At 61.5% G+C, this 17,584-nt stretch carries 23 protein-coding genes; 15 read left to right on the plus strand and 8 right to left on the minus strand.

Annotated features, from left to right (window positions below; all coding sequences use genetic code 11):
- The first annotated feature begins 88 nt into the window (after positions 1–88).
- The 5 genes from AC1A0G_RS08750 to AC1A0G_RS08770 all read left to right on the plus strand — a co-directional run bounded on the left by AC1A0G_RS08750 (position 89) and on the right by AC1A0G_RS08770 (position 2,733).
- Positions 89–1,081: an N-acetylmuramoyl-L-alanine amidase gene (locus AC1A0G_RS08750; protein ID WP_476528980.1), complete on the plus strand. Its 993-nt coding sequence runs from the start codon at positions 89–91 to the stop codon at positions 1,079–1,081.
- Positions 1,082–1,095: 14 nt separating this feature from the next.
- A complete protein-coding gene (locus AC1A0G_RS08755; RefSeq protein WP_476528982.1) occupies positions 1,096–1,404 on the plus strand; it encodes a hypothetical protein in 309 nt (102 codons plus the stop codon).
- 63 nt (positions 1,405–1,467) lie between these two features.
- Positions 1,468–1,851 (plus strand): hypothetical protein, encoded by a 384-nt coding sequence (locus AC1A0G_RS08760; protein WP_476528984.1) that lies wholly within the window; start codon positions 1,468–1,470, stop codon positions 1,849–1,851.
- Positions 1,848–2,387 (plus strand): hypothetical protein, encoded by a 540-nt coding sequence (locus AC1A0G_RS08765; protein WP_476528986.1) that lies wholly within the window; start codon positions 1,848–1,850, stop codon positions 2,385–2,387. Before AC1A0G_RS08760 ends, AC1A0G_RS08765 begins: the two co-directional genes overlap by 4 nt.
- A 34-nt stretch (positions 2,388–2,421) precedes the next feature.
- Positions 2,422–2,733, plus strand: coding sequence for a hypothetical protein (locus AC1A0G_RS08770; RefSeq protein WP_476528988.1), 312 nt, complete (start codon positions 2,422–2,424; stop codon positions 2,731–2,733).
- A 165-nt stretch (positions 2,734–2,898) separates the two neighbouring features.
- Here AC1A0G_RS08770 and AC1A0G_RS08775 read toward each other — a convergent pair whose 3' ends face one another.
- From AC1A0G_RS08775 to AC1A0G_RS08790, 4 genes are all read right to left on the minus strand, one after another.
- Entirely contained in the window at positions 2,899–3,378 is a 480-nt protein-coding gene (locus tag AC1A0G_RS08775) for a hypothetical protein (protein WP_476528990.1), read from the minus strand.
- A gap of 435 nt (positions 3,379–3,813) precedes the next feature.
- Entirely contained in the window at positions 3,814–5,370 is a 1,557-nt protein-coding gene (locus AC1A0G_RS08780) for an aminotransferase class I/II-fold pyridoxal phosphate-dependent enzyme (protein ID WP_476528991.1), read from the minus strand.
- Between the two features lie 152 nt (positions 5,371–5,522).
- The gene (locus AC1A0G_RS08785) at positions 5,523–8,954 is read right to left on the minus strand and encodes an ABC transporter permease (protein WP_476528992.1); all 3,432 of its coding nucleotides are present in this window, start codon (positions 8,952–8,954) and stop codon (positions 5,523–5,525) included.
- Between the two features lie 2 nt (positions 8,955–8,956).
- Positions 8,957–9,658: an ABC transporter ATP-binding protein gene (locus AC1A0G_RS08790; RefSeq protein WP_476528994.1), complete on the minus strand. Its 702-nt coding sequence runs from the start codon at positions 9,656–9,658 to the stop codon at positions 8,957–8,959.
- A 328-nt stretch (positions 9,659–9,986) separates the two neighbouring features.
- On the opposite strand from AC1A0G_RS08790, the gene AC1A0G_RS08795 reads away from it, so the two are divergent.
- Entirely contained in the window at positions 9,987–10,622 is a 636-nt protein-coding gene (locus AC1A0G_RS08795) for a TetR/AcrR family transcriptional regulator (protein ID WP_476528996.1), read from the plus strand.
- A gap of 17 nt (positions 10,623–10,639) precedes the next feature.
- Here AC1A0G_RS08795 and AC1A0G_RS08800 read toward each other — a convergent pair whose 3' ends face one another.
- The gene (locus tag AC1A0G_RS08800; protein WP_476528998.1) at positions 10,640–11,026 is read right to left on the minus strand and encodes a LysR substrate-binding domain-containing protein; all 387 of its coding nucleotides are present in this window, start codon (positions 11,024–11,026) and stop codon (positions 10,640–10,642) included.
- Between the two features lie 423 nt (positions 11,027–11,449).
- On the opposite strand from AC1A0G_RS08800, the gene AC1A0G_RS08805 reads away from it, so the two are divergent.
- Positions 11,450–11,755: a helix-turn-helix domain-containing protein gene (locus tag AC1A0G_RS08805; RefSeq protein ID WP_476528999.1), complete on the plus strand. Its 306-nt coding sequence runs from the start codon at positions 11,450–11,452 to the stop codon at positions 11,753–11,755.
- A complete protein-coding gene (locus AC1A0G_RS08810) occupies positions 11,752–12,900 on the plus strand; it encodes a type II toxin-antitoxin system HipA family toxin (RefSeq protein ID WP_476529001.1) in 1,149 nt (382 codons plus the stop codon). The genes AC1A0G_RS08805 and AC1A0G_RS08810 overlap by 4 nt, the downstream gene beginning before the upstream one ends.
- Positions 12,901–12,905: 5 nt before the next feature.
- Here the strand turns inward: AC1A0G_RS08810 and AC1A0G_RS08815 are convergent, their stop codons facing one another.
- Together AC1A0G_RS08815 and AC1A0G_RS08820 are read right to left on the minus strand one after the other, a co-directional pair.
- Positions 12,906–13,385, minus strand: coding sequence for a flavodoxin (locus tag AC1A0G_RS08815; RefSeq protein WP_476529003.1), 480 nt, complete (start codon positions 13,383–13,385; stop codon positions 12,906–12,908).
- Positions 13,386–13,522: 137 nt separating this feature from the next.
- Positions 13,523–13,786 carry a hypothetical protein gene (locus AC1A0G_RS08820; protein WP_476529005.1) on the minus strand — a complete coding sequence of 88 codons (264 nt, stop codon included), beginning with the start codon at positions 13,784–13,786 and terminating at the stop codon, positions 13,523–13,525.
- 154 nt (positions 13,787–13,940) lie between these two features.
- On the opposite strand from AC1A0G_RS08820, the gene AC1A0G_RS08825 reads away from it, so the two are divergent.
- Both AC1A0G_RS08825 and AC1A0G_RS08830 read left to right on the plus strand, forming a co-directional pair.
- On the plus strand, positions 13,941–14,381 hold the full coding sequence (locus tag AC1A0G_RS08825) for a GNAT family N-acetyltransferase (RefSeq protein WP_476529007.1): 441 nt from the start codon (positions 13,941–13,943) through the stop codon (positions 14,379–14,381).
- A gap of 138 nt (positions 14,382–14,519) precedes the next feature.
- A complete protein-coding gene (locus AC1A0G_RS08830; protein WP_476529009.1) occupies positions 14,520–15,176 on the plus strand; it encodes a sugar O-acetyltransferase in 657 nt (218 codons plus the stop codon).
- Positions 15,177–15,632: 456 nt separating this feature from the next.
- Here the strand turns inward: AC1A0G_RS08830 and AC1A0G_RS08835 are convergent, their stop codons facing one another.
- Positions 15,633–16,127 carry a winged helix-turn-helix transcriptional regulator gene (locus tag AC1A0G_RS08835; protein ID WP_476529011.1) on the minus strand — a complete coding sequence of 165 codons (495 nt, stop codon included), beginning with the start codon at positions 16,125–16,127 and terminating at the stop codon, positions 15,633–15,635.
- Positions 16,128–16,290: 163 nt separating this feature from the next.
- Here AC1A0G_RS08835 and AC1A0G_RS08840 point away from each other — a divergent pair, with 163 nt between their 5' ends.
- The 5 genes from AC1A0G_RS08840 (at position 16,291) to AC1A0G_RS08860 (ending at position 17,568) form a co-directional block, all read left to right on the plus strand.
- The gene (locus AC1A0G_RS08840) at positions 16,291–16,536 is read left to right on the plus strand and encodes a flavodoxin family protein (RefSeq protein WP_476529013.1); all 246 of its coding nucleotides are present in this window, start codon (positions 16,291–16,293) and stop codon (positions 16,534–16,536) included.
- 24 nt (positions 16,537–16,560) lie between these two features.
- A complete protein-coding gene (locus tag AC1A0G_RS08845) occupies positions 16,561–16,806 on the plus strand; it encodes a flavodoxin family protein (RefSeq protein WP_476529014.1) in 246 nt (81 codons plus the stop codon).
- A gap of 66 nt (positions 16,807–16,872) precedes the next feature.
- Positions 16,873–17,199, plus strand: a complete 327-nt coding sequence (locus tag AC1A0G_RS08850; RefSeq protein ID WP_476529016.1) for an SDR family NAD(P)-dependent oxidoreductase — start codon at positions 16,873–16,875, stop codon at positions 17,197–17,199.
- Complete coding sequence (locus AC1A0G_RS08855) at positions 17,183–17,368, plus strand: SDR family NAD(P)-dependent oxidoreductase (RefSeq protein WP_476529018.1); 186 nt, start codon at positions 17,183–17,185, stop codon at positions 17,366–17,368. Before AC1A0G_RS08850 ends, AC1A0G_RS08855 begins: the two co-directional genes overlap by 17 nt.
- The gene (locus AC1A0G_RS08860; RefSeq protein WP_476529020.1) at positions 17,314–17,568 is read left to right on the plus strand and encodes an SDR family NAD(P)-dependent oxidoreductase; all 255 of its coding nucleotides are present in this window, start codon (positions 17,314–17,316) and stop codon (positions 17,566–17,568) included. The genes AC1A0G_RS08855 and AC1A0G_RS08860 overlap by 55 nt, the downstream gene beginning before the upstream one ends.
- Positions 17,569–17,584: the final 16 nt, after the last annotated feature.

Below are 17,584 nucleotides of genomic sequence, written 5' to 3' on the forward strand. Positions count from 1 at the left end.
CCCGTATACACCCAGAAAAACCAAAGCCCGAAGACGCATCGTCTCCGGGCTTTTTTCATGCCCGGAAACGGGCGGAAGGACATTGATCATGAAGGATTGGAACACTTTGACCGCGGACGAGGACCTGATCCTCTCGAAGCATTTCACTAAGGGCCGTAACGGCAAGGCCATCAAATACGTGGTCGTGCACCACAATGCCGGCAACCTGAGCATTCCGGGCTGTTACAACGTGTGGCAGACGCGTGAAGCCAGCGCGCACTATCAGGTGGACGCGAACGGGCGTATCGGCCAGTTAGTGTGGGATGCGGACACCGCATGGCATGCCGGCAATTGGGATGCGAACTGCGAGTCGATTGGCATCGAGCATGCGGACGTCAGCACCAGCCCGTGGCTGATCAGCGAGGCCACGTTGGACAACGGCGCGCATTTGGTCGCCGCGGTCTGCAAGTACTACAAGCTGGGACGCCCGCAGTGGGGCGTGAACGTGTTCCCCCACTCGCATTTCTCGTCCACCGCGTGCCCGGCGAGCATTTACGGGTCGCAGAAGGACGCGTACATCCAGCGCGCCCAGCAGTGGTACGACAAGATGACCGGCACCACGTCCTCCAAGCCGGCCACACAGTCGAAGCCCGCCGCCAAGCCGAACACGAGCGTGGATTTGAACGCGTTGGCGGACGCGGTCATCCGCGGCGACTATGGCAACGGCGACCAGCGCAAGGCAAAGCTCGGCTCCAACTACGACAAGGTCATGGCGATCGTCAACAAGAAACTCGGCGTATCGTCCACCACCCAGTCGAAGCCGGCCGCGGTGAACATCGATGATCTGGCCCGCCGTGTCATCGCCGGCGAGTTCGGTACGGGCGACGCGCGCAAACGCGCGTTGGGCGCGAACTACCAGAAGGTGCAGGACCGCGTCAACCAGATGCTCGGTGCAGGCGGTTCCGCCAAGCCGAGCGTGAACATCGACGACCTCGCCCGTCGCGTCATCCGCGGCGAGTTCGGTACCGGCGAGGCCCGCAAGCGCGCGCTCGGCGCGAACTACGCGGCCGTGCAGGCGCGCGTCAACCAGATGCTCTCCTAGGAAAGGATTTCCCTATGATTCAGGTAGCAGCTACCATCGCGACCGTCCTCGTCGTACCGTTCCTCGTGCAGGCCATCAAGACCGAGGCCATGAGCGGGAGCATCGCCCGTTGGGTGGCGATCGGCGTGAGCCTCGTCGCCGGTATCCTCGTCGGCTTCGCCACAGGCATCCCCGCCAACCCACAGGCGTGGCTCACGTGCGTGTTCGCGGTCGTGGGCGGCGTGCAGACCGCGTACGCCGCGTTCCGTTCGGTGGGCGTGACCGATAAGTGGTTGGACGCTTTGCTGAACCTCGGCAACGTGGGCAAGCCGGTCGGACAGTAAACGAAGGGGAACCGTCATGACGTTGGTCAACATTCATTCACCCGTCCCGCGCCGGGCGGTTCCATGCCCGTGCAGGGACGGGTTCGGTTCCAGCAGACGGCTCGCAGGGTCACCGGTGACATGGTCGTGGTCGCCGGCTCGTTCGACGTGACGTTGGACGAACAGGGTATGGCGCAGGTCGAGCTTGATCCCACGGACGAGTCGTTCGTATACCGGGTGATCGAACTGCCGGGCACCAAATGCGAGCATGTGATGCTCGTGGAAGTGCCCGACAGTGACACTCCGGTGGATTACGCGACGCTCCCCCAACTGGCACGCGGGTTCGTCCCGGTGAACGCGGCGGACGGGGACATCCTGCGCGTACGCTACGCCGACACCAGTCAGGAGGCGCAGCAGCTCAGCATCCTGTGGCCGCATGATCTGATCGCCACCGTGGAGGGATCATGAGCGTGTATCTCAACGGCCGTAAGATCACCGGCCTGCGGCTTGATGGCAAACCCGTGAGCCTGTACAAGGCCGGGCAACCCGTGTTCCGCGCCGGGAGCGTGACGCCCGAACCGACTCCATCCGCGAACCTGCTCGCCTACGGCCCGTATCAGGGTGACGGGTACACGGTCACGGTAACCGATGACGGAGCGCTGCGAATACGGGGTGATATTCCCACCTCGCAGGGATTCGTGTACTGGGATCTTCCCGAACCGATCCCGACCGGAGTCACCGTCACCCTGTCCGCACGCAACGTCAACTTGGACGATACCAATCGACGTTACCGTGTCACCTGCGACGGGCTGAGTCTTCTGGCCGGCACCAACGTGGTAAGCGTCACCGGCAGCAATGGCGTGAACCGTCTCAGGCTCGTCAACCTCGGCAGCACGCTCAAGGACGTGGACACGATCCTCTACCTCCAACTGGAACTCGGCGACCAGCCAACCGAATGGACACCACCCGACACGCTCGACGCAATTGGGGGGGCTAACGGCTGACGATCCCGTGAACCTGTGGTGGAAGAAACCGGCCGTGACGGATCGTGACGGGCTGACACTCGACCCGGCCGACGGCTCGTGGCGAGTGCATGGCACCGTCGAACGTGCCATCATCGGGCTCGGCGCGTGGATTACATTGGATGAGGGCGATTACACGCTGACCGCCGACTCGACCGACCCACGCGTACGCGCAACGCTCGGCACGAACTCGACCATCCTGCTTGATTCCACCAGCCCGGGAACCATTCGCCTGACAGCCGGCACCTATCTCGCGTACATTCGCGTGGAAGCTGTCGTCAACAGCATGATCGACGCGACCATCAGCCCCATGCTCACCCGTCTGTGATGACGGGACATAATTAGTCTTACCCACTCGGGTAGGCCCGCCGTGGAAAGCGGGAGTAAACCGCCGTGCGACGGTCAATCATCACCGGCCGCCACACGGCAAAGTTTTAAGCCCTGGCCCCTCACCCTCCCTCACATGGGGAGAGTGAGGGGCCTTGAACTGTTTCTACAAGCCCAAACACTTCCTAGCCCACGCCTCAACCTCAGCATTCTCAGCAGCATCACCCAACAACAACAGGTAGCCGGCGTTCGTCCGCTTCTTCCCGGTGATGCTCGGCGGTTCGAGCTGTTTCACCAGCCCACGTTCCGTGAGGAACTTCCTCGCACGCTTGAGTCTCGTGACCGCGGAGTTATACCGTTTCGCCATCAGGGCTTCGGCCACTTCGGGATCGTCAAGACTATCCAATGACGCGATCAAGGCCATGCCCATATCCTCGATCATGCGCTTGTCCCCCAACGTGTAGTAGCGGCAGGGTATCTTCTTCCACTTCATGTCATCGGTCGGAGGCCAGTCATAGGTGTGCTGGCTCATGTAGGTGAGCATGTTGACGGCAAGATCGTCGGTCAGCAACCCGCCCTTGCTTTCACGGCCGAGCCGGCCATTGCGCGCCGCCTCCCACACGAGCTGCATGTTACGGTAGCCCATTTCTTCCATCCGTTTCCCTCCGCTCTGCTCGTGGTAGGATGACAGCGGAGATCTATTCGCGTAGGTTTTCCATCCGGCTCGAGAGTGTTCCCGCACTTTCGGGCCTTCTTTTTTTATATAACCTATGTTACCACGGCAACGGTAATACACATTACCTCGGCAGGGATAATGGAAGTTGGACAGTAGGGTAATCAGCATTACCCGTATACAAGAGATAACAAGTTTCTATATACATGCTCTCTATACAAGACGACTTCACCGCCGAGACTCCGACATGAGCAACCGGAGCAAATCTCAATTCGTAAGTTTGTTGCGGAATATTGCGGAATTGAACTTTTCAGCCTCTTTCGACTCATAAAAATGACCCGTCAGAAACGTTTGTTTCCAATGGGTCAATCGATCGACAAAATCATTCTCAAGAGAGAAAATCACGGACTACTGGTGGTAATACGACAGGAAGTCGGCGAGCTTGTCGACCGCGTCCTTGAGCACTTCGATGCGCGGCAGATAGACGATGCGGAAATGGTCCGGCTCCTGCCAGTTGAAGCCACCGCCGCGCGTGATGAGGATGCGCTTGTCGTGCAGCAGGTCGAGCGCGAACTGCTCGTCGTCGGTGATGTTGAACTTCTTCACGTCGAGTTTCGGAAAGATGTAGAACGCGGCCTTCGGCTTGATCGCGGTGACGCCGTCGATCGCGTTGAGCGCGTTGTAGATGTAGTCGCGCTGGTCGTGGATGCGGCCGCCGGGCACGATGTAGTCGTTGACGGACTGGTGGCCGCCGAGCGCGGTCTGCACGATCGACTGGGCGGGCACGTTCGAGCAGATGCGCATGTTGGCGAGCATGTTCAATCCTTCGATGTAGTCCTTGGCGATCCGCTTGTTGCCGCTCAGGACCATCCAGCCGACGCGGTAGCCGGCGATCATATGCGACTTCGACAGGCCGGAGAACGTGACGCAGAACAGGTCGGGCGCCATCGAGGCGATCGAGACGTGCTTGAGGCCGTCCATGACGAGACGGTCGTAGATCTCGTCGGAGAAGATCATGAGCTGGTGCTCGCGGGCGAGGTCGACGATCTTCTGGAGCACCTCGGGCGGGTAGAGCGCGCCGGTCGGGTTGTTCGGATTGATCAGGACGATCGCGACCGTGCGGTCGGTGATCTTGGAGCGCATGTCGTCGATGTCCGGATACCATTCGGATTCCTCGTCACACACATAGTGCACGGCGGTGCCGCCGGCGAGGTTCACGCACGCGGTCCACAGCGGGTAGTCGGGGCTGGGCACGAGCACCTCGTCGCCGTCGTCGAGCAGCGCGGACATGGACAGGTTGATCAGCTCGCTCACGCCGTTGCCGGTGTAGATGTCCTCGATGCCGACGTTGGGGATGTTCTTGAGCTGCGCGTACTGCATGATGGCCTTGCGCGCGGAGAACAGGCCCTTGGACGCAGAGTAGCCTTCGGTGTCGGTCAGCTGCCGGGACATGTCGTAGACGACCTCGTCGGGCGTACGGAAGCCGAACGGCGCGGGGTTGCCGATATTGAGCTTCAACACGTGCATGCCCGCCTCCTCCATGCGGGCGGCCTCGTCGACGACCGGACCGCGCACGTCGTACAACACGTTGTCGAGTTTGGTGGATTTGTGGAACTGACGCATGGGGATTCCTTCTTCCAACAGGATGGTTGATGATTCGTGGGTTGACGACGAGGGCTGTGATGGCGACGTCGCGACCGTCGGTGTCGCGGCGGACGGTGCGATGGCGTGGGACGACGATGCCGCCGACGTGTCATGGCCGAGCAGCCATTGTTCGTCGACGTCCAGCGTTTCGGCCAGGAAGTTCAGGATCTCGGCCCGCGGCATCGTCTTGCCTCCGACGTACTGGCTGATGTGGCTTTTGCCGAGCTTGACCCCGGCCCGCTGCGCCGCGTGGACGATGTCCACCTGTTTGAGATGGCGGGCGCTCATCGCCGTCTTCAATCGCGTCGAGAAACTTTCCATGTCACTCCCCCGATCCCGGAAAGTTCAAAGTTCAAAACCATTGGTTCAAACCATACCACCACACATCCCCCAGAAACACCGAAAGTTCAATTCATGTCACATGTCGGCAACATGAATTGAACTTTCCTGATGTCATGAAAAGCGCTGCGGCGTCAGTCCACCGATTTAAGCGCGGCGAGCATATCCACATCCCGCAGCTGCCGATAGACGACCACGCCAAGCGCGGCCAACACCGCGGCGACGAGCACGGCGGGTGCCACGAACGCGGGCCAGCCGAGCGCGGGATCGAACATGACCTCGTCCGGCGGCACCTCGCTGATGATGTACCGGTGCAGCCCCGCGCCGAACCCATAGCCGGCGAGGATACCGAGCGCGGACAAGACGATGGTTTCGCGGTAGATGTACATGGTCGTCTCGTTCGAATGGAAGCCGAGCACCTTGATGGTCGACAGTTCCCGGATGCGTTCGGACACGTTCAGGTTGGTGAGGTTGTACAGGATCACCACGGCGAGCATGCCGGCCACGAGCACGAGCACCTCCATGATCTGGTTGAGCGAGTCGACGATCGTGGCGACCTGGTTCTTCATGGTGGTGTTCTGCACGACGCCTCGCACGCCGTCGTTCTTCATGAACCTCGCACCCTGCTGTTCGGCGTTCTCGATCGAGTTGTCCTTGAGCCGCACCAGATACGCGTTCGACTGGTAGTCCTCGCCGAACACGCGTTCGTATCCGCCTGACGACATGACCATGAGATGCCCGATGTACATCTCGCTTACACCGTCCACGCGCACGGATTGCTCGGTGCCGTCCTCACCGGTGACGCGGATCGTGTCGCCGGCCTTCACGCCGAGCATCGAGGCCATGCGCTCGGAGATGACCGCGCCGCAGTCGGTGAGGATCTGCGGCCGGTGGCCGACACGCGAGCGCAGGGTCACGTAGTCGTTGAAGTTGTACGCGTCGTCGGTGACGAGCAGTGTGATCGACTGCTTGTCGTCCTGTTTGCCGGCGGTTTTGGTGAGTTCCTCGTAGCGGATCGGCATCGCCTCGTCCACGGCCTTGTGGGTCATCGTCTTGGCGACGGCGTCGCGTTGTTCGTCGTTGTTGTCGGATTTTTCGGCGACGATCATGTCGTAATGGATCACCTCGTCGAACTGGCGTTCGCTGATCTGGTTGATCGAGCCCTGTACGCCGAGTCCGGCGACGAGCAGCGACACGGCGCCCATCACGCCGAAGATCGTCATGAAGCCGCGCGTCTTGTAACGGAACAGGTTGCGCGCGGTGACTTTGCGCGTGAAGCTGAGCCGGTTCCAGATGAAGCCGAGCCGTTCGAGGAAGATCTTCGACCCGTTCGCCGGCGGCTTGGGCAGCAGGAGCGCGGCGGGCTTGTCGCGCAGCTCACGTGCGGCGGCGAGCATGGCCGGCACGACGGCGCTCACCCAGGCGAGCAGGAACGCGACTGCGGTGACGACGGGATGGAACTTCAGTTCGATGACCGGCATGGTGAACCCGTCGCTGTACGCATGGTAGACGATGAGCGGCAGGATCGTGTGGCCGGCGGCGACACCGAGGATCGTGCCGACGGTGGATGCGGCGAAGCCATAGACCGTGAACTTCTTGAGGATGTCCGCGTTGCCGTAGCCTAGCGCCTTCAAGGTGCCGGAGTTGACGCGTTCCTCGTCGACCATGCGGCCCATCGTGGAGAACGTGACGAGCGCGGCGACGAAGTAGAGGAACACAGGGAAGATCATGGCGAGCTTGCCGACGATGTTCGCGATGATCTCGTACACGCGGTAGCCGTTGGACGTGAGCCCCTCGCGCCGCCCGTCGATCGAGTAGGCGGGCACCTCGAGCGTGTCGATCTTCTCGCGGGCGAGCGCGATGTCGCGTTCGGCCGCGGCGATCTTCGCTTCGGCGGCCGGTTTCGCGTCGTTGAATTCCTGCAGTTTCTGCGCGTACTGGTCTTCGGCCTTCTCGATGTCGCGCTGGCCTTGGATGAGCTGCGTGGCACCGGACGAGACGCCGCTGCCGTCCGACGTGCCGGCCGGTGCGGTGGAGACGGCCTGGCCGAGTTCGGTCTGCTTGGCGGCGAGCTGCCTGGACGCGTCGGCGAGCGCAGCCGCGTTTTTGCGGTATTCCTCGCCGCCTTCCTTGAGTTGTTTTGCGCCGTCGTTCCACTGCTGGAGCGCGGCGTTGTAGGCGTTCAGCTGGGTGTTGTATTGCGCGACGGCCTCGTTGTAGACAGCGAGCGCCTTGTCGTACTGTGCCTTGACGGTGTCGTACACGTCACCAGTCAGGCCGCTGTTGGCCCAGTCGGCCAGTGTCGCGCCGGTTTTGTCGAGGACCGGTTTGACTGATTCGAGGACGGTACGCGCGGCGTCGAGCTGCGTTTTGGCCTGCGTGAGCTGCTGCCATGACGAGTCGAGCTGGGTCTGGCCTTGGCTGAGTTGCTGGGCGCCGGCGGCGAGCTGGGTCTGTCCGGCGGTGATCTGCGAGCCGGCTGCGGCGATCTGCGCGAGTGTGCCGGACAGTTCGGCGACAGCGGCGGAGCCTTGGTCGATGGCGGTGATCTCGCCTTGGGTCATCTGGTCCTTGGCGGATTCGATCTGCGTCTTCGCGTCCGTAAGCTGCTGTTCGGCGTCCGCAAGCTCCTGTTTCGCGTCGTCGACCTTGGCCTGCGCCTTGTCGATCTGCTGACGGCGGTCTTCGCGGATCGAGGCTGCCCGCGCCTTGGGCTGGCCGGCGAGGCGCTTGGTGAGCGTGTCCTTGTGTGATTGCACGCGGTCGCGGTATTCGCTGGTCCAGTAGTCGACGTGTTGCGTGTCGTCGAAGGTGACGCGGCCGATCATCGTCACGTCCGAGTCGAACGTGTCGCGTACGACCACGCCGTAGCCGTCGAGTTCGCCTGTGCCGGCCGTGGATTGGCCCATGTTGAGGTTGGAGACGATTTCGCTGGCGTCGACGAAGCCGACCACGGTGTATTTGGTCTGCTTGAGGATGGTGTCGCCGGCGATATCGGGCAGTTCGCTGACCTGCATGGTGCTGTCGATCGCGTATCGGTCGCGTTCGGCCGAGTCGAGCGCGATTTCGCCGGTTTTGTTCGGCATGCGGCCTTCGATGACGCGGTATCCGGAGACGGCGTCGGGTTTGGAGTAGACGCGCAGGCTATGGTTGCTGCCCTTGATGGTCACGTCCTTGAAGTAGCCGAATTCGGCCTGGCGTACGCCGTCGGTGTCGCGGATGATCGTTTCGTCCGCCTGGCTCAGGCCGTAGTCGCTGATGACGGTCACGTCGGCGAGGTTGTGTTCGCCGTAAAAGGAGGTGCCGGTGGCCTGCATGTCGGGGCCGGTGACGAACAGGCCGACGAGCGCGAACGAGCCGAGCATCATGAGGCTGACGATCGAGATGAACCGGCCTTTCGACTTGGCGAGGGTGACGCGGATGTCCTTCCACAGCATGCGTTTGCGGGGAGTGCCGTTGCTGCGGCGCGTGCTCGTGGCGGCACGATGCGCGCCGGTCCGCTGCCGGCTTGCCGCAGCCGGTTCGGCCGGTTCGATCGGTTCGATGAAGTCTGCGAATGCGGTCATGGCTACCACTCCAGATCCTTGATGTCCATCGGATGTTCGTTGATCTCGATTGATTTGACGCGCGCGTCGTGCATGTGGATGACGCGGTCGGCGATCGGCGCGATGGCCGAGTTGTGGGTGACGATAACGACGGTCGCGCCTTTCTTGCGGCTCTGGTCCTGCAGGATTTGGAGGACCTGTTTGCCGGTGTTGTAGTCGAGCGCACCGGTCGGCTCGTCGCACAGCAGGATCTTCGGGTTCTTGGCGACGGCGCGCGCGATGGCGACGCGCTGCTGTTCGCCGCCGGACAGCTGTGCGGGGAAGTTGTTGATGCGGTCCTTCAACCCGACGTCGATGAGCGTGCGCACCGGGTCCTGCGCGTCCTTGACGATTTCGGAGGCGAGTTCGACGTTTTCCTTGGCGGTGAGGTTGGCGACGAGATTGTAGAACTGGAACACGAAGCCGATGTCGTAACGGCGGTAGTCGGTGAGCTGGTGGGCGGTGTAGTTCGAGATGTCCTTGCCGTCGATGATAACCCGGCCTTCGCTGTTGGTGTCCATGCCGCCGAGGATGTTGAGCACGGTCGACTTGCCTGCGCCGGACGATCCGAGGATGATCGCGAGCTCGCCTTTCTCGATGTCGAAGCTCACGTCGTTGTTGGCGGTGATGGTCGCCTCTCCCATGTGGTAGCGCTTGAAGCTGTGCACCATTTCGATATATGCCATGTTCAGTATTCCTTTCATCCCTCCTCGGTTCCCCTTGTCAGGGGAGCTGTCGGCGGAGCCGACTGAGGGGTAGCCAAAGCCATCAACCGTATATGTCACGATTCGTTCAGTAATCAACACCTTGAATGAACAACATGTTGATTTAACTGCCACGATGGTAAGAACAGCCGCAAACCTAAGTCAACCAACGGTTTTCATTGATCTGTTCAGATTGAACACAACCGGAAATATTGGTGATTCAGTCACTAATCAGACAACGTGTTGATAGAATAGCGATCATCATCCGTCGTCCGGATCAGTCGAACACGTCATACCCAAGGAGTCCATCATGACAGTCGCAGCACCGGCATCCGCGCCGGTCAAACGCAATACGAAAACCGAGGCCAAGATTAAGGCCGCGTTCACCACGCTCGTCAAGTCGAAGGGCTTCGACGCGATGACCGTCAGCGACATCGCCCGCACGGCCGGCATCAACCGCGGCACGTTCTACATGCATTACGTCGACAAGTTCGACCTGCGCCGCCAGCTGATCGACGACACGATCGCCGATCTGACCGAAATCCTTCTGACCAACGCCGAAACGGATGCACCGGTCACGACGCGCACCGGCAATGCAGTCTGCGACGCGTTCCAGACCCGAGCCATCGCCGATGCGCTGCGCTACATCAAGGACGATTTCGCGTTCTTCGATGCGGTGTCGCAGTCCGGCAACGACTTCCAGATATACGACCGGGTCAAGGCCGTGCTCAAGAGGCTCATCGTCGCGCAGGCCAAACGGTTCGGCGCCCAGCCGCAGCCGTCATACAACGGCATCCCCGCCGATTATGCGATGGAGATCCTCGTCTCCGCCGTCGCCTCGATCATCTGGCTGTGGCTGCGCCGCGGCTGCAAGGAGTCTCCCGATGAGATCTGCCTGATCATTGAAAAGAACAAGACCACCGCGCCGATCGACATCCTCTGGTAGCACAGCGGCGTTGCCGGCTATCGACGATCGCTATCGTCGCCTTTCAGGAACGTGACGAACGCCGCTGCGGATGGATTGAGCACGCGGCCGCGTTTCCATACGACGGATGACGACACGTCGAGTCGCGGCGACAGCGGAACGAACCGCAAGCCGTCGCCGATCTGTCCAACATCGATGCACAGGGCGACGCCGAGGCCGTGACGCACCGCGATCGCCGCGTTCAACGGCAGGTTGTAAGTGCCCGCGATCTCGATCTCGTCACGCACGCCGCCGAGCCAGTTGTCCAGCATGCCGCGCACCTGCGGTCGGTACTGCATCAGCAGCGTCCGCCCCTTGAGATCGGCGGGCGCGATCTCGTTTCGGCCGGCCGGCGCGATCGTCGCCGGCAATCCGGCGCGCGTCATCGACCACGTCTGATCTCGGCATCTCGCGACAAGCGGAACAGACATCAGGACCGTTCCCGCTCAGATCGCGATCGACGTCAGTCAACTAATCCAACGTATGCAACAATGTTCACGACAAAGATCATCATGGCGGCGAGTTCGGCGTCACCGGCCCCGAACTGCTCAAGCCTCTGGAGACCACCGCCAAGCATATCGGCATGACCTTCGCCGAGCCGTTCGCCATCCACGGCATGCACTCCATCACCGACGAGGAACTCGACAAGGACGCCGCTGACTACGCGGCACTGCTCGGTGAGTAATCGTACTGTTTATTCCATTTCGGGAATAGTTGGACACTGGTTGAGGACCCCACAGTATGGACACATATTAAAAACTACTCATATAGTGGTAATTATGATGAATAACCATAAATAATGCTAATATATGAGTATGTTTGACCTGTTGGATGAACCAATGCCCGGCGATGTGATGGCCAGTGTCGCCGACCGTATGGCCAAGCGTCGCAAGGAGCATGGCATGACGCAGGCCGCGTTGGCCGAGAAGTCCGGCGTAAGCCTGGGATCGATCAGGCGATTCGAACAGCTGCATGAGATCTCCCTTGGCTCACTGGTCAGCATCGCCTTCGCGTTGCATTGCGAACAGGATTTCGACGCGTTGTTCTCGCAGCCGTATTATGCGACCATCGACGATGTCACCGCCGCCGCACGACGGAACGGGAGCCGCTCATGACCAGTCTACTGCCGGATCTTGATCAGATTCGTGTCACATGCGCCGGGGAAACAGTCGGCACGCTCACCATGTCGCCGAACCGCACCTTGGCGTTCGCATACGATCGAGCATGGCTGACACATGGGTTCTCCATCAGCCCGTTGAGCCTGCCCCTGCGGGAAGGGGTGTTCGTCGCCAAGCGAGATCCTTTGAACGGCATGTTCGGCGTGTTCGACGACAGTATGCCCGACGGCTGGGGTCGCCTGCTCACCGACCGGATGCTGCACCGACATGGCATCGACCCATATACGGTCGGATTGCTGCCGCGCTTGTCGATTGTAGGCACGAGCGGCATGGGCGCGCTGGAATACGAGCCAGCGACGCCGATCGATGACGAGCATGCCGATACGGTTGATCTTGACATACTGGCACAGGAAAGCCTACATCTGCTGAACACGGACTTCTCGGAGGATCTCGACCGTCTGTTCGCATTGGGCGGTTCGTCCGGCGGTGCCCGTCCGAAGATCCTCACCATGATCGACGGAGAGGATTGGATCATCAAATTCCCCTCATCCGTGGACCCGCCCAGCATCGGAGAGACCGAATACCGCATCTCGCGTCTTGCGCGGGAGTGCGGCCTCGCCATGCCGGAGACCCGATTGTTCCCGTCAAGACATTGCGCCGGATATTTCGGCGTCAAACGCTTCGACCGTGTGCAACAAGCCGACGGCAGCACCCGTAAGGTGCACATGGTATCCGCCGGCGGACTGCTGGAGACCTCGCATCGCATCGCCAACCTCGATTACAGGCTGCTCATGCGGCTGACCATGCGCATGACCGACAGCGCCGAGGAATGCGAGCGCATGTATCGGCTCATGTGTTTCAACGTGTTCATCGGCAACCGCGACGATCACGCGAAGAATTTCTCCTACCTCTATGACAGGGAGCGCGCCGTCTGGAGGCCCTCCCCCGCATACGATCTGACCGAGAACCCGGGCATCAACGGCGAGCATACCACGGCGGTCAACGGCAAGGGCCGCGGCATCACGCTCGCCGATCTAACCGGCATCGGCGCCAAGGCCGGCATTCCACGCGCCCGTTGCCTGTCCATCGCCAAGGACATGCAGTCACGCATTGCAGACGCCGGCTTCACCATGCGCGACTGATCCGATTACAAGTCCAGCCCTTCGGCCCATTTGGCGAGCTTGGCCTCGCTTTCGGAGGCGGCGATGCGACGGCCTGACACCCAATGGGCGGCGGGTGCGGAGTCGTGCAGCTGCGCGCCGTCGGCACCGCGCGTGCTGGAACCGGACGTGGCGAACGTCACGATGGTCTTGCCGGCCCAGTCCGCGCTTTCGAGGAAGGTGCGCACCACGCGCGGCGTGGTCTCCCACCACAGCGGGTAGCCGACGAACACCACATCGTACGGTTCCACGTCGATCGGCTCGGCGAGCGCCGGGCGCATGTCGCGATGCGCGTGCTCCACGCTGGAACGGCTGGCGGTGTCGCGCCAGTTGATGTCGGCGGCCGTGTACGGCTGGGCCGGCTTGATCTCTGTGATATCCGCGCCGATGGCGTGCGCGAGACGTTCGGCGACGCTGCGCGTGGCGCCGGTGGCGGACAAATAGGTGACGAGCATATGCTTGTCCATGATGGTTCCTTTCCCCTTAGGGGATGTCCTTCTTACGTCCAATGTTCTATCGACTTCGAGCGCTCGAGGTCAACGCATCTTCAGCCGACAGCGCAGTCGATAATCCACACGGTTGGAGTCCCATCGCACGACATGGTTCAGTGGTTGAAGGCCATGACGCCGACGAGCCTGTGCGGCACGTACGGTTCCTCCGAGTCAGAGATCTCTTCGTCGGCGAGTTTGAGACTTACGGCGTCGGTCGCATCGCCGACGCGATGCCGTGTTCGACGGATGATCTTGCGAGACCGGCCGGCGTCGAGTATCCATGAGTGGTGGCCCTTGGTCGCGTCGCCGAATCCCATGCACCCCATGCAGATACGGGACACGGTCACGTCGCTGTTGCCCAGTTTGGTGTATTCCATTGGAGATTCTCCTTTACGTGTGTCGTCGTCGCGGACGTCCGCTGTCCACTGTGATGTATTACACCGCACATCAATCGCCACGTCCAATAGACTCGTTCAATGGCCGGTCATACGGTTTGTGAATGGAATCGGACGCGGCTTATACGATGGGATCATGCAGTTGACGGTGAAACGGCTGGAAGAGCTGAGCGCGGCGGAATTGTACGAGATCTATCGCGTGCGCGTGGCGGTGTTCGTGGTGGAGCAGCGATGCGCCTATCAAGAGGTCGACGATGCGGACCGGCATTGCTGGCACGTGTTCCTGCATGACGAGGACGGCATCGCCGCCTATTGCCGCGTGGTCGACCCGGGTGTCACGTTCCCGGAGGTCTCGATCGGCCGTGTGCTGACGACCCGCCGCCGGCAGGGCCTCGGCACGCGGATCGTGCGCGAAGGACTGCGCGTGGCGCAGGAACGCGAGCACGCCAGCGTCGTGCGCATCGAGGCGCAGACCTACGCGCGTGGCCTGTACGAGCAGTTCGGCTTCACCCAAGTCTCCGACGAATTCCTTGAGGACGGCATTCCCCATATCATCATGGTCTGGCGCGCGCAATAATCCATGCGAATCATGCGATCATGACCGCAAACTGGCAGCCGGCCGCGGAACATTCTCCCTCTGTATCGGCACTCCATCTATAATGTACGATCGTACGCAAACATCAGGTGCGCAATACCAGCGAAGGAGCAACCGATCATGACCACGAACACCTACGACGTCACCGCCGATCTCACGCCCGAGGGGCGCGTCGAATGGGATCTCATGGTGGCCGGCGAGGTCTATCAGGACTCGCATCCGGAGATCGAACGCAAGCGAGTGGAGGCCAAGAAGCTGTTTCGCGCCTATAACGCGCTCGACTACGATCAGGAGGCCGAACGCCGCGCGATCATGGAGCAGCTGTTCGCCACGGTCGGCGACGACGTGTTCATCGAGCCGAACTTCCGCTGCGAGATGGGCCGCAACATCTCGATCGGCTCGCACGCGTACATCAACTTCGACTGCGTGATGCTCGACAATGCGCCGATCACGATCGGTGATTACGTGTGGATCGCGCCGATGGTCGGCCTGTTCGCCACGAACCATGCGCTCGACTTCGAGGAGCGCAAAAACGGCGCATGTCAGGCCAAGCCGATCGTGATCGAGGACGGCGTGTGGCTCGGCGGCCATGTGACCGTGCTTGGCGGCGTGACCATCGGCCGAGGTGCAGTGATCGGCGCGGGGTCGGTCGTCACGCACGACATTCCGGCCGGCGTGATCGCCGTGGGCAATCCGGCCCGCGTGCTGCGTCCGATCACCGAAGCGGACAAGACCGGTTTCTGCGAGCGTATCGCCGCCCGCGACGCGGGCCGCTGACGGCGCGGCGGATCTCGCATCTACGCGTCATCCGCCGCGCATGCCTTCCAAGCGTACCGGCAAGTCACACTTGGACAAAACGGCATGGAGTCGACGAAGTGTGACGCAACATGGCGTCACACCCGGAAGATTTCCGAGGATTTCTTTCAAGCATGACAGGAGGCCGCGCCGGCCGATTCCCGACCGGAACGCCGCTTGCTTGAAATTCCAAGGTTTTTGGATTACCGGATCTGTCACGCCATGTTCCCGCACGGCTTTCCTCGTGATGTATGACAGATCAGCCGTCACGCTTCGCCAAAAATGTCCGGTTCCTTCAATGTGTGACAATGCAGAGCCGCAGCGGGGCCGGCGTTTAGATCCCCTCAACGAGAAAGCCCGGAGTCCGCGTCACGGCACAGCGCAAAGAGCCGAGATTCCGCACCAGGTGCCGTGGGACGGTCGGGAGCCGCAACGACATCACTCCATCCGATCGGCGGCGCCTCGCGCGTCGAGCAGGTGCTGGCCCCATTTTTCGAATTCCTTGAGGGCGGGGATGATGACGTAGCCGTTGGCGGTGAGCGCGTATTCGACGCGCGGCGGCACCTCGTTGTATTGGGTGCGGCTGACGAGACCATATTCCTCGAGGTCGCGCAGCGTGTTGGTGAGCATCATGTTGGTGATGCCGAGTTCGCGTTTGATCTCGTTGTATCGCGCGGCGCCGTGCACGGACAGCACGTACATGACCGGCAGCTTCCACTTGCCCTCGATCGCCTTGAACGCATAGCCGATGGCGCAGGTCGGCGCGGTGAGGCTTACGTCGGCCCTTGCGGAAACAGCCGGCACGTTATGCGCCTGAATATGCGCCGCAGTCCCGTCGCCTTCGTCCATGGATGCGCATGCGACGTCACCATACGCGACGGCATTCACGTCGCGCGGTACCTCCGTTGCATTGGATTCAACTTGCTCACTCATGGTTCCCCATGCTAACATCGTTGCCATATTCCAAAAATCAGTTTTTTATTCTAAGAATGAAAAATATATGTACTCATGCATACTGTCCTTATCGGAACACCGCGGAACACGCATGCGCTTCCTATCCGCGGCAAGACAACCAAACCGACCGAAAGGACCGATCATGGCCAAGCACATTCTCGTCATCCAGGGCAGCCCGACCAAGGGCGGCAACACCGACATGCTCGCCGACGCGCTCATCGAAGGCGTCGAGGCCGCCGGCAACACCGCGACCAAGCTCACGCTCGCCGACATGAACATCACGCCGTTCACCGGCTACGACCAGCCGGCCGACGACATGACGACCGTGATGGAGCAGATGAAGGCGGCGGACGGCATCGTGATCGCCACGCCGACCTACTGGATGTAGTTCTCCGCGCAGATCAAGGCGATGATGGACCGTCTGCCGTTCGACGCGCACGACGATCTCGCCGGCAAGGAGTCGGCGCTGCTGGTCGCCGGAGCCAGCCCCGAGGAAATGCTCGCCAAGAACATGCTCAGCTACTACGAGATGCGCTTCGGCGAAAGTCTCGGATGGAAGATCAAGGGTTCCGTGCTGGCCGCCGGCGTGTTCGCTCCCGGCCAGGTCGCCGGCACCCCGTATCTCGACAAGGCACGCGAACTCGGCCGCGAGTTCTGAGCCGTACATTCCACGCATTCCTCATCGCACCGCATACCGAACAGCACGCCCTAAAGGAGCATCATCATGCAGATCGCACTCATCACCGGCTCGGGCCGCAAAGGCGGCCTCGGCTACGAGACCGCCCGCCAGCTCGGCGAGGCTGGCTATCACGTCATCCTCGCCGCACGCCGGCCGGAACTCGCGCAGCTCACGCAGGAACTCATCGACCACGGCATCGCCGCCAGCTATGTGCGTCTCGACACCACCGACGAGGCAAGCGTCGCCGCGGCCGCCACGGAAGTCGACCGCCGGTTCGGACGCCTCGACGTGCTGGTCAACAACGCGGCGTCCATGCGCGCCGGCTCGTCCGTCGAACAGTCAGGACATCGCCGAAATGCGCGCCGTGCTTGACACGAACGTGATCGGCACGTGGATCGTCACGCAGAAGTTCATTCCGCTGTTGCGCAAGTCGGAGCACGGCCGCATCGTCAACGTGTCCAGCAGTACGGCTTCCTGCACGGCGCGATGGACATCCCCGTGTCCGGGTACGGCATCTCCAAGCTCGCGCTCAACGGCCTGACGATCAAGACGGCGAAGGAGCTTGCCGCCGATCATATCCTCGTCAACGCGGTCTGCCCGGACATCACCGACACGTTCGGTTCGAGCATGTTCGGCCGTCCGGTCGAGGTGAGCGCGAAAAGCGTGACGTGGGCGGCGACGCTGCCCGACGACGGTCCGACCGGAGGCTTCTTCCGCGACGGCCGGCCGTTGCCGTGGTGACGGCCTACTGAGCGTC

This window comes from Bifidobacterium sp. LH_230, assembly GCF_056357555.1.

Excerpts from the sequence above, each read along its gene's own strand:
- AC1A0G_RS08750 (WP_476528980.1), top strand. The coding sequence starts at position 89 with ATGAAGGATTGGAACACTTTGACCGCGGACGAGGACCTGATCCTCTCG.
- AC1A0G_RS08795 (WP_476528996.1), top strand. The coding sequence starts at position 9,987 with ATGACAGTCGCAGCACCGGCATCCGCGCCGGTCAAACGCAATACGAAA.
- AC1A0G_RS08755 (WP_476528982.1), top strand. The coding sequence starts at position 1,096 with ATGATTCAGGTAGCAGCTACCATCGCGACCGTCCTCGTCGTACCGTTC.
- AC1A0G_RS08860 (WP_476529020.1), top strand. The coding sequence starts at position 17,314 with ATGGACATCCCCGTGTCCGGGTACGGCATCTCCAAGCTCGCGCTCAAC.
- AC1A0G_RS08810 (WP_476529001.1), top strand. The coding sequence starts at position 11,752 with ATGACCAGTCTACTGCCGGATCTTGATCAGATTCGTGTCACATGCGCC.
- AC1A0G_RS08845 (WP_476529014.1), top strand. The coding sequence starts at position 16,561 with ATGGACCGTCTGCCGTTCGACGCGCACGACGATCTCGCCGGCAAGGAG.
- AC1A0G_RS08765 (WP_476528986.1), top strand. The coding sequence starts at position 1,848 with ATGAGCGTGTATCTCAACGGCCGTAAGATCACCGGCCTGCGGCTTGAT.
- AC1A0G_RS08840 (WP_476529013.1), top strand. The coding sequence starts at position 16,291 with ATGGCCAAGCACATTCTCGTCATCCAGGGCAGCCCGACCAAGGGCGGC.
- AC1A0G_RS08820 (WP_476529005.1), bottom strand. The coding sequence starts at position 13,786 with ATGGAATACACCAAACTGGGCAACAGCGACGTGACCGTGTCCCGTATC.
- AC1A0G_RS08780 (WP_476528991.1), bottom strand. The coding sequence starts at position 5,370 with ATGGAAAGTTTCTCGACGCGATTGAAGACGGCGATGAGCGCCCGCCAT.
- AC1A0G_RS08800 (WP_476528998.1), bottom strand. The coding sequence starts at position 11,026 with ATGACGCGCGCCGGATTGCCGGCGACGATCGCGCCGGCCGGCCGAAAC.
- AC1A0G_RS08785 (WP_476528992.1), bottom strand. The coding sequence starts at position 8,954 with ATGACCGCATTCGCAGACTTCATCGAACCGATCGAACCGGCCGAACCG.
- AC1A0G_RS08760 (WP_476528984.1), top strand. The coding sequence starts at position 1,468 with ATGCCCGTGCAGGGACGGGTTCGGTTCCAGCAGACGGCTCGCAGGGTC.
- AC1A0G_RS08855 (WP_476529018.1), top strand. The coding sequence starts at position 17,183 with ATGCGCGCCGTGCTTGACACGAACGTGATCGGCACGTGGATCGTCACG.
- AC1A0G_RS08825 (WP_476529007.1), top strand. The coding sequence starts at position 13,941 with ATGCAGTTGACGGTGAAACGGCTGGAAGAGCTGAGCGCGGCGGAATTG.
- AC1A0G_RS08830 (WP_476529009.1), top strand. The coding sequence starts at position 14,520 with ATGACCACGAACACCTACGACGTCACCGCCGATCTCACGCCCGAGGGG.
- AC1A0G_RS08790 (WP_476528994.1), bottom strand. The coding sequence starts at position 9,658 with ATGGCATATATCGAAATGGTGCACAGCTTCAAGCGCTACCACATGGGA.
- AC1A0G_RS08775 (WP_476528990.1), bottom strand. The coding sequence starts at position 3,378 with ATGGGCTACCGTAACATGCAGCTCGTGTGGGAGGCGGCGCGCAATGGC.
- AC1A0G_RS08805 (WP_476528999.1), top strand. The coding sequence starts at position 11,450 with ATGAGTATGTTTGACCTGTTGGATGAACCAATGCCCGGCGATGTGATG.
- AC1A0G_RS08850 (WP_476529016.1), top strand. The coding sequence starts at position 16,873 with ATGCAGATCGCACTCATCACCGGCTCGGGCCGCAAAGGCGGCCTCGGC.
- AC1A0G_RS08815 (WP_476529003.1), bottom strand. The coding sequence starts at position 13,385 with ATGGACAAGCATATGCTCGTCACCTATTTGTCCGCCACCGGCGCCACG.
- AC1A0G_RS08835 (WP_476529011.1), bottom strand. The coding sequence starts at position 16,127 with ATGAGTGAGCAAGTTGAATCCAATGCAACGGAGGTACCGCGCGACGTG.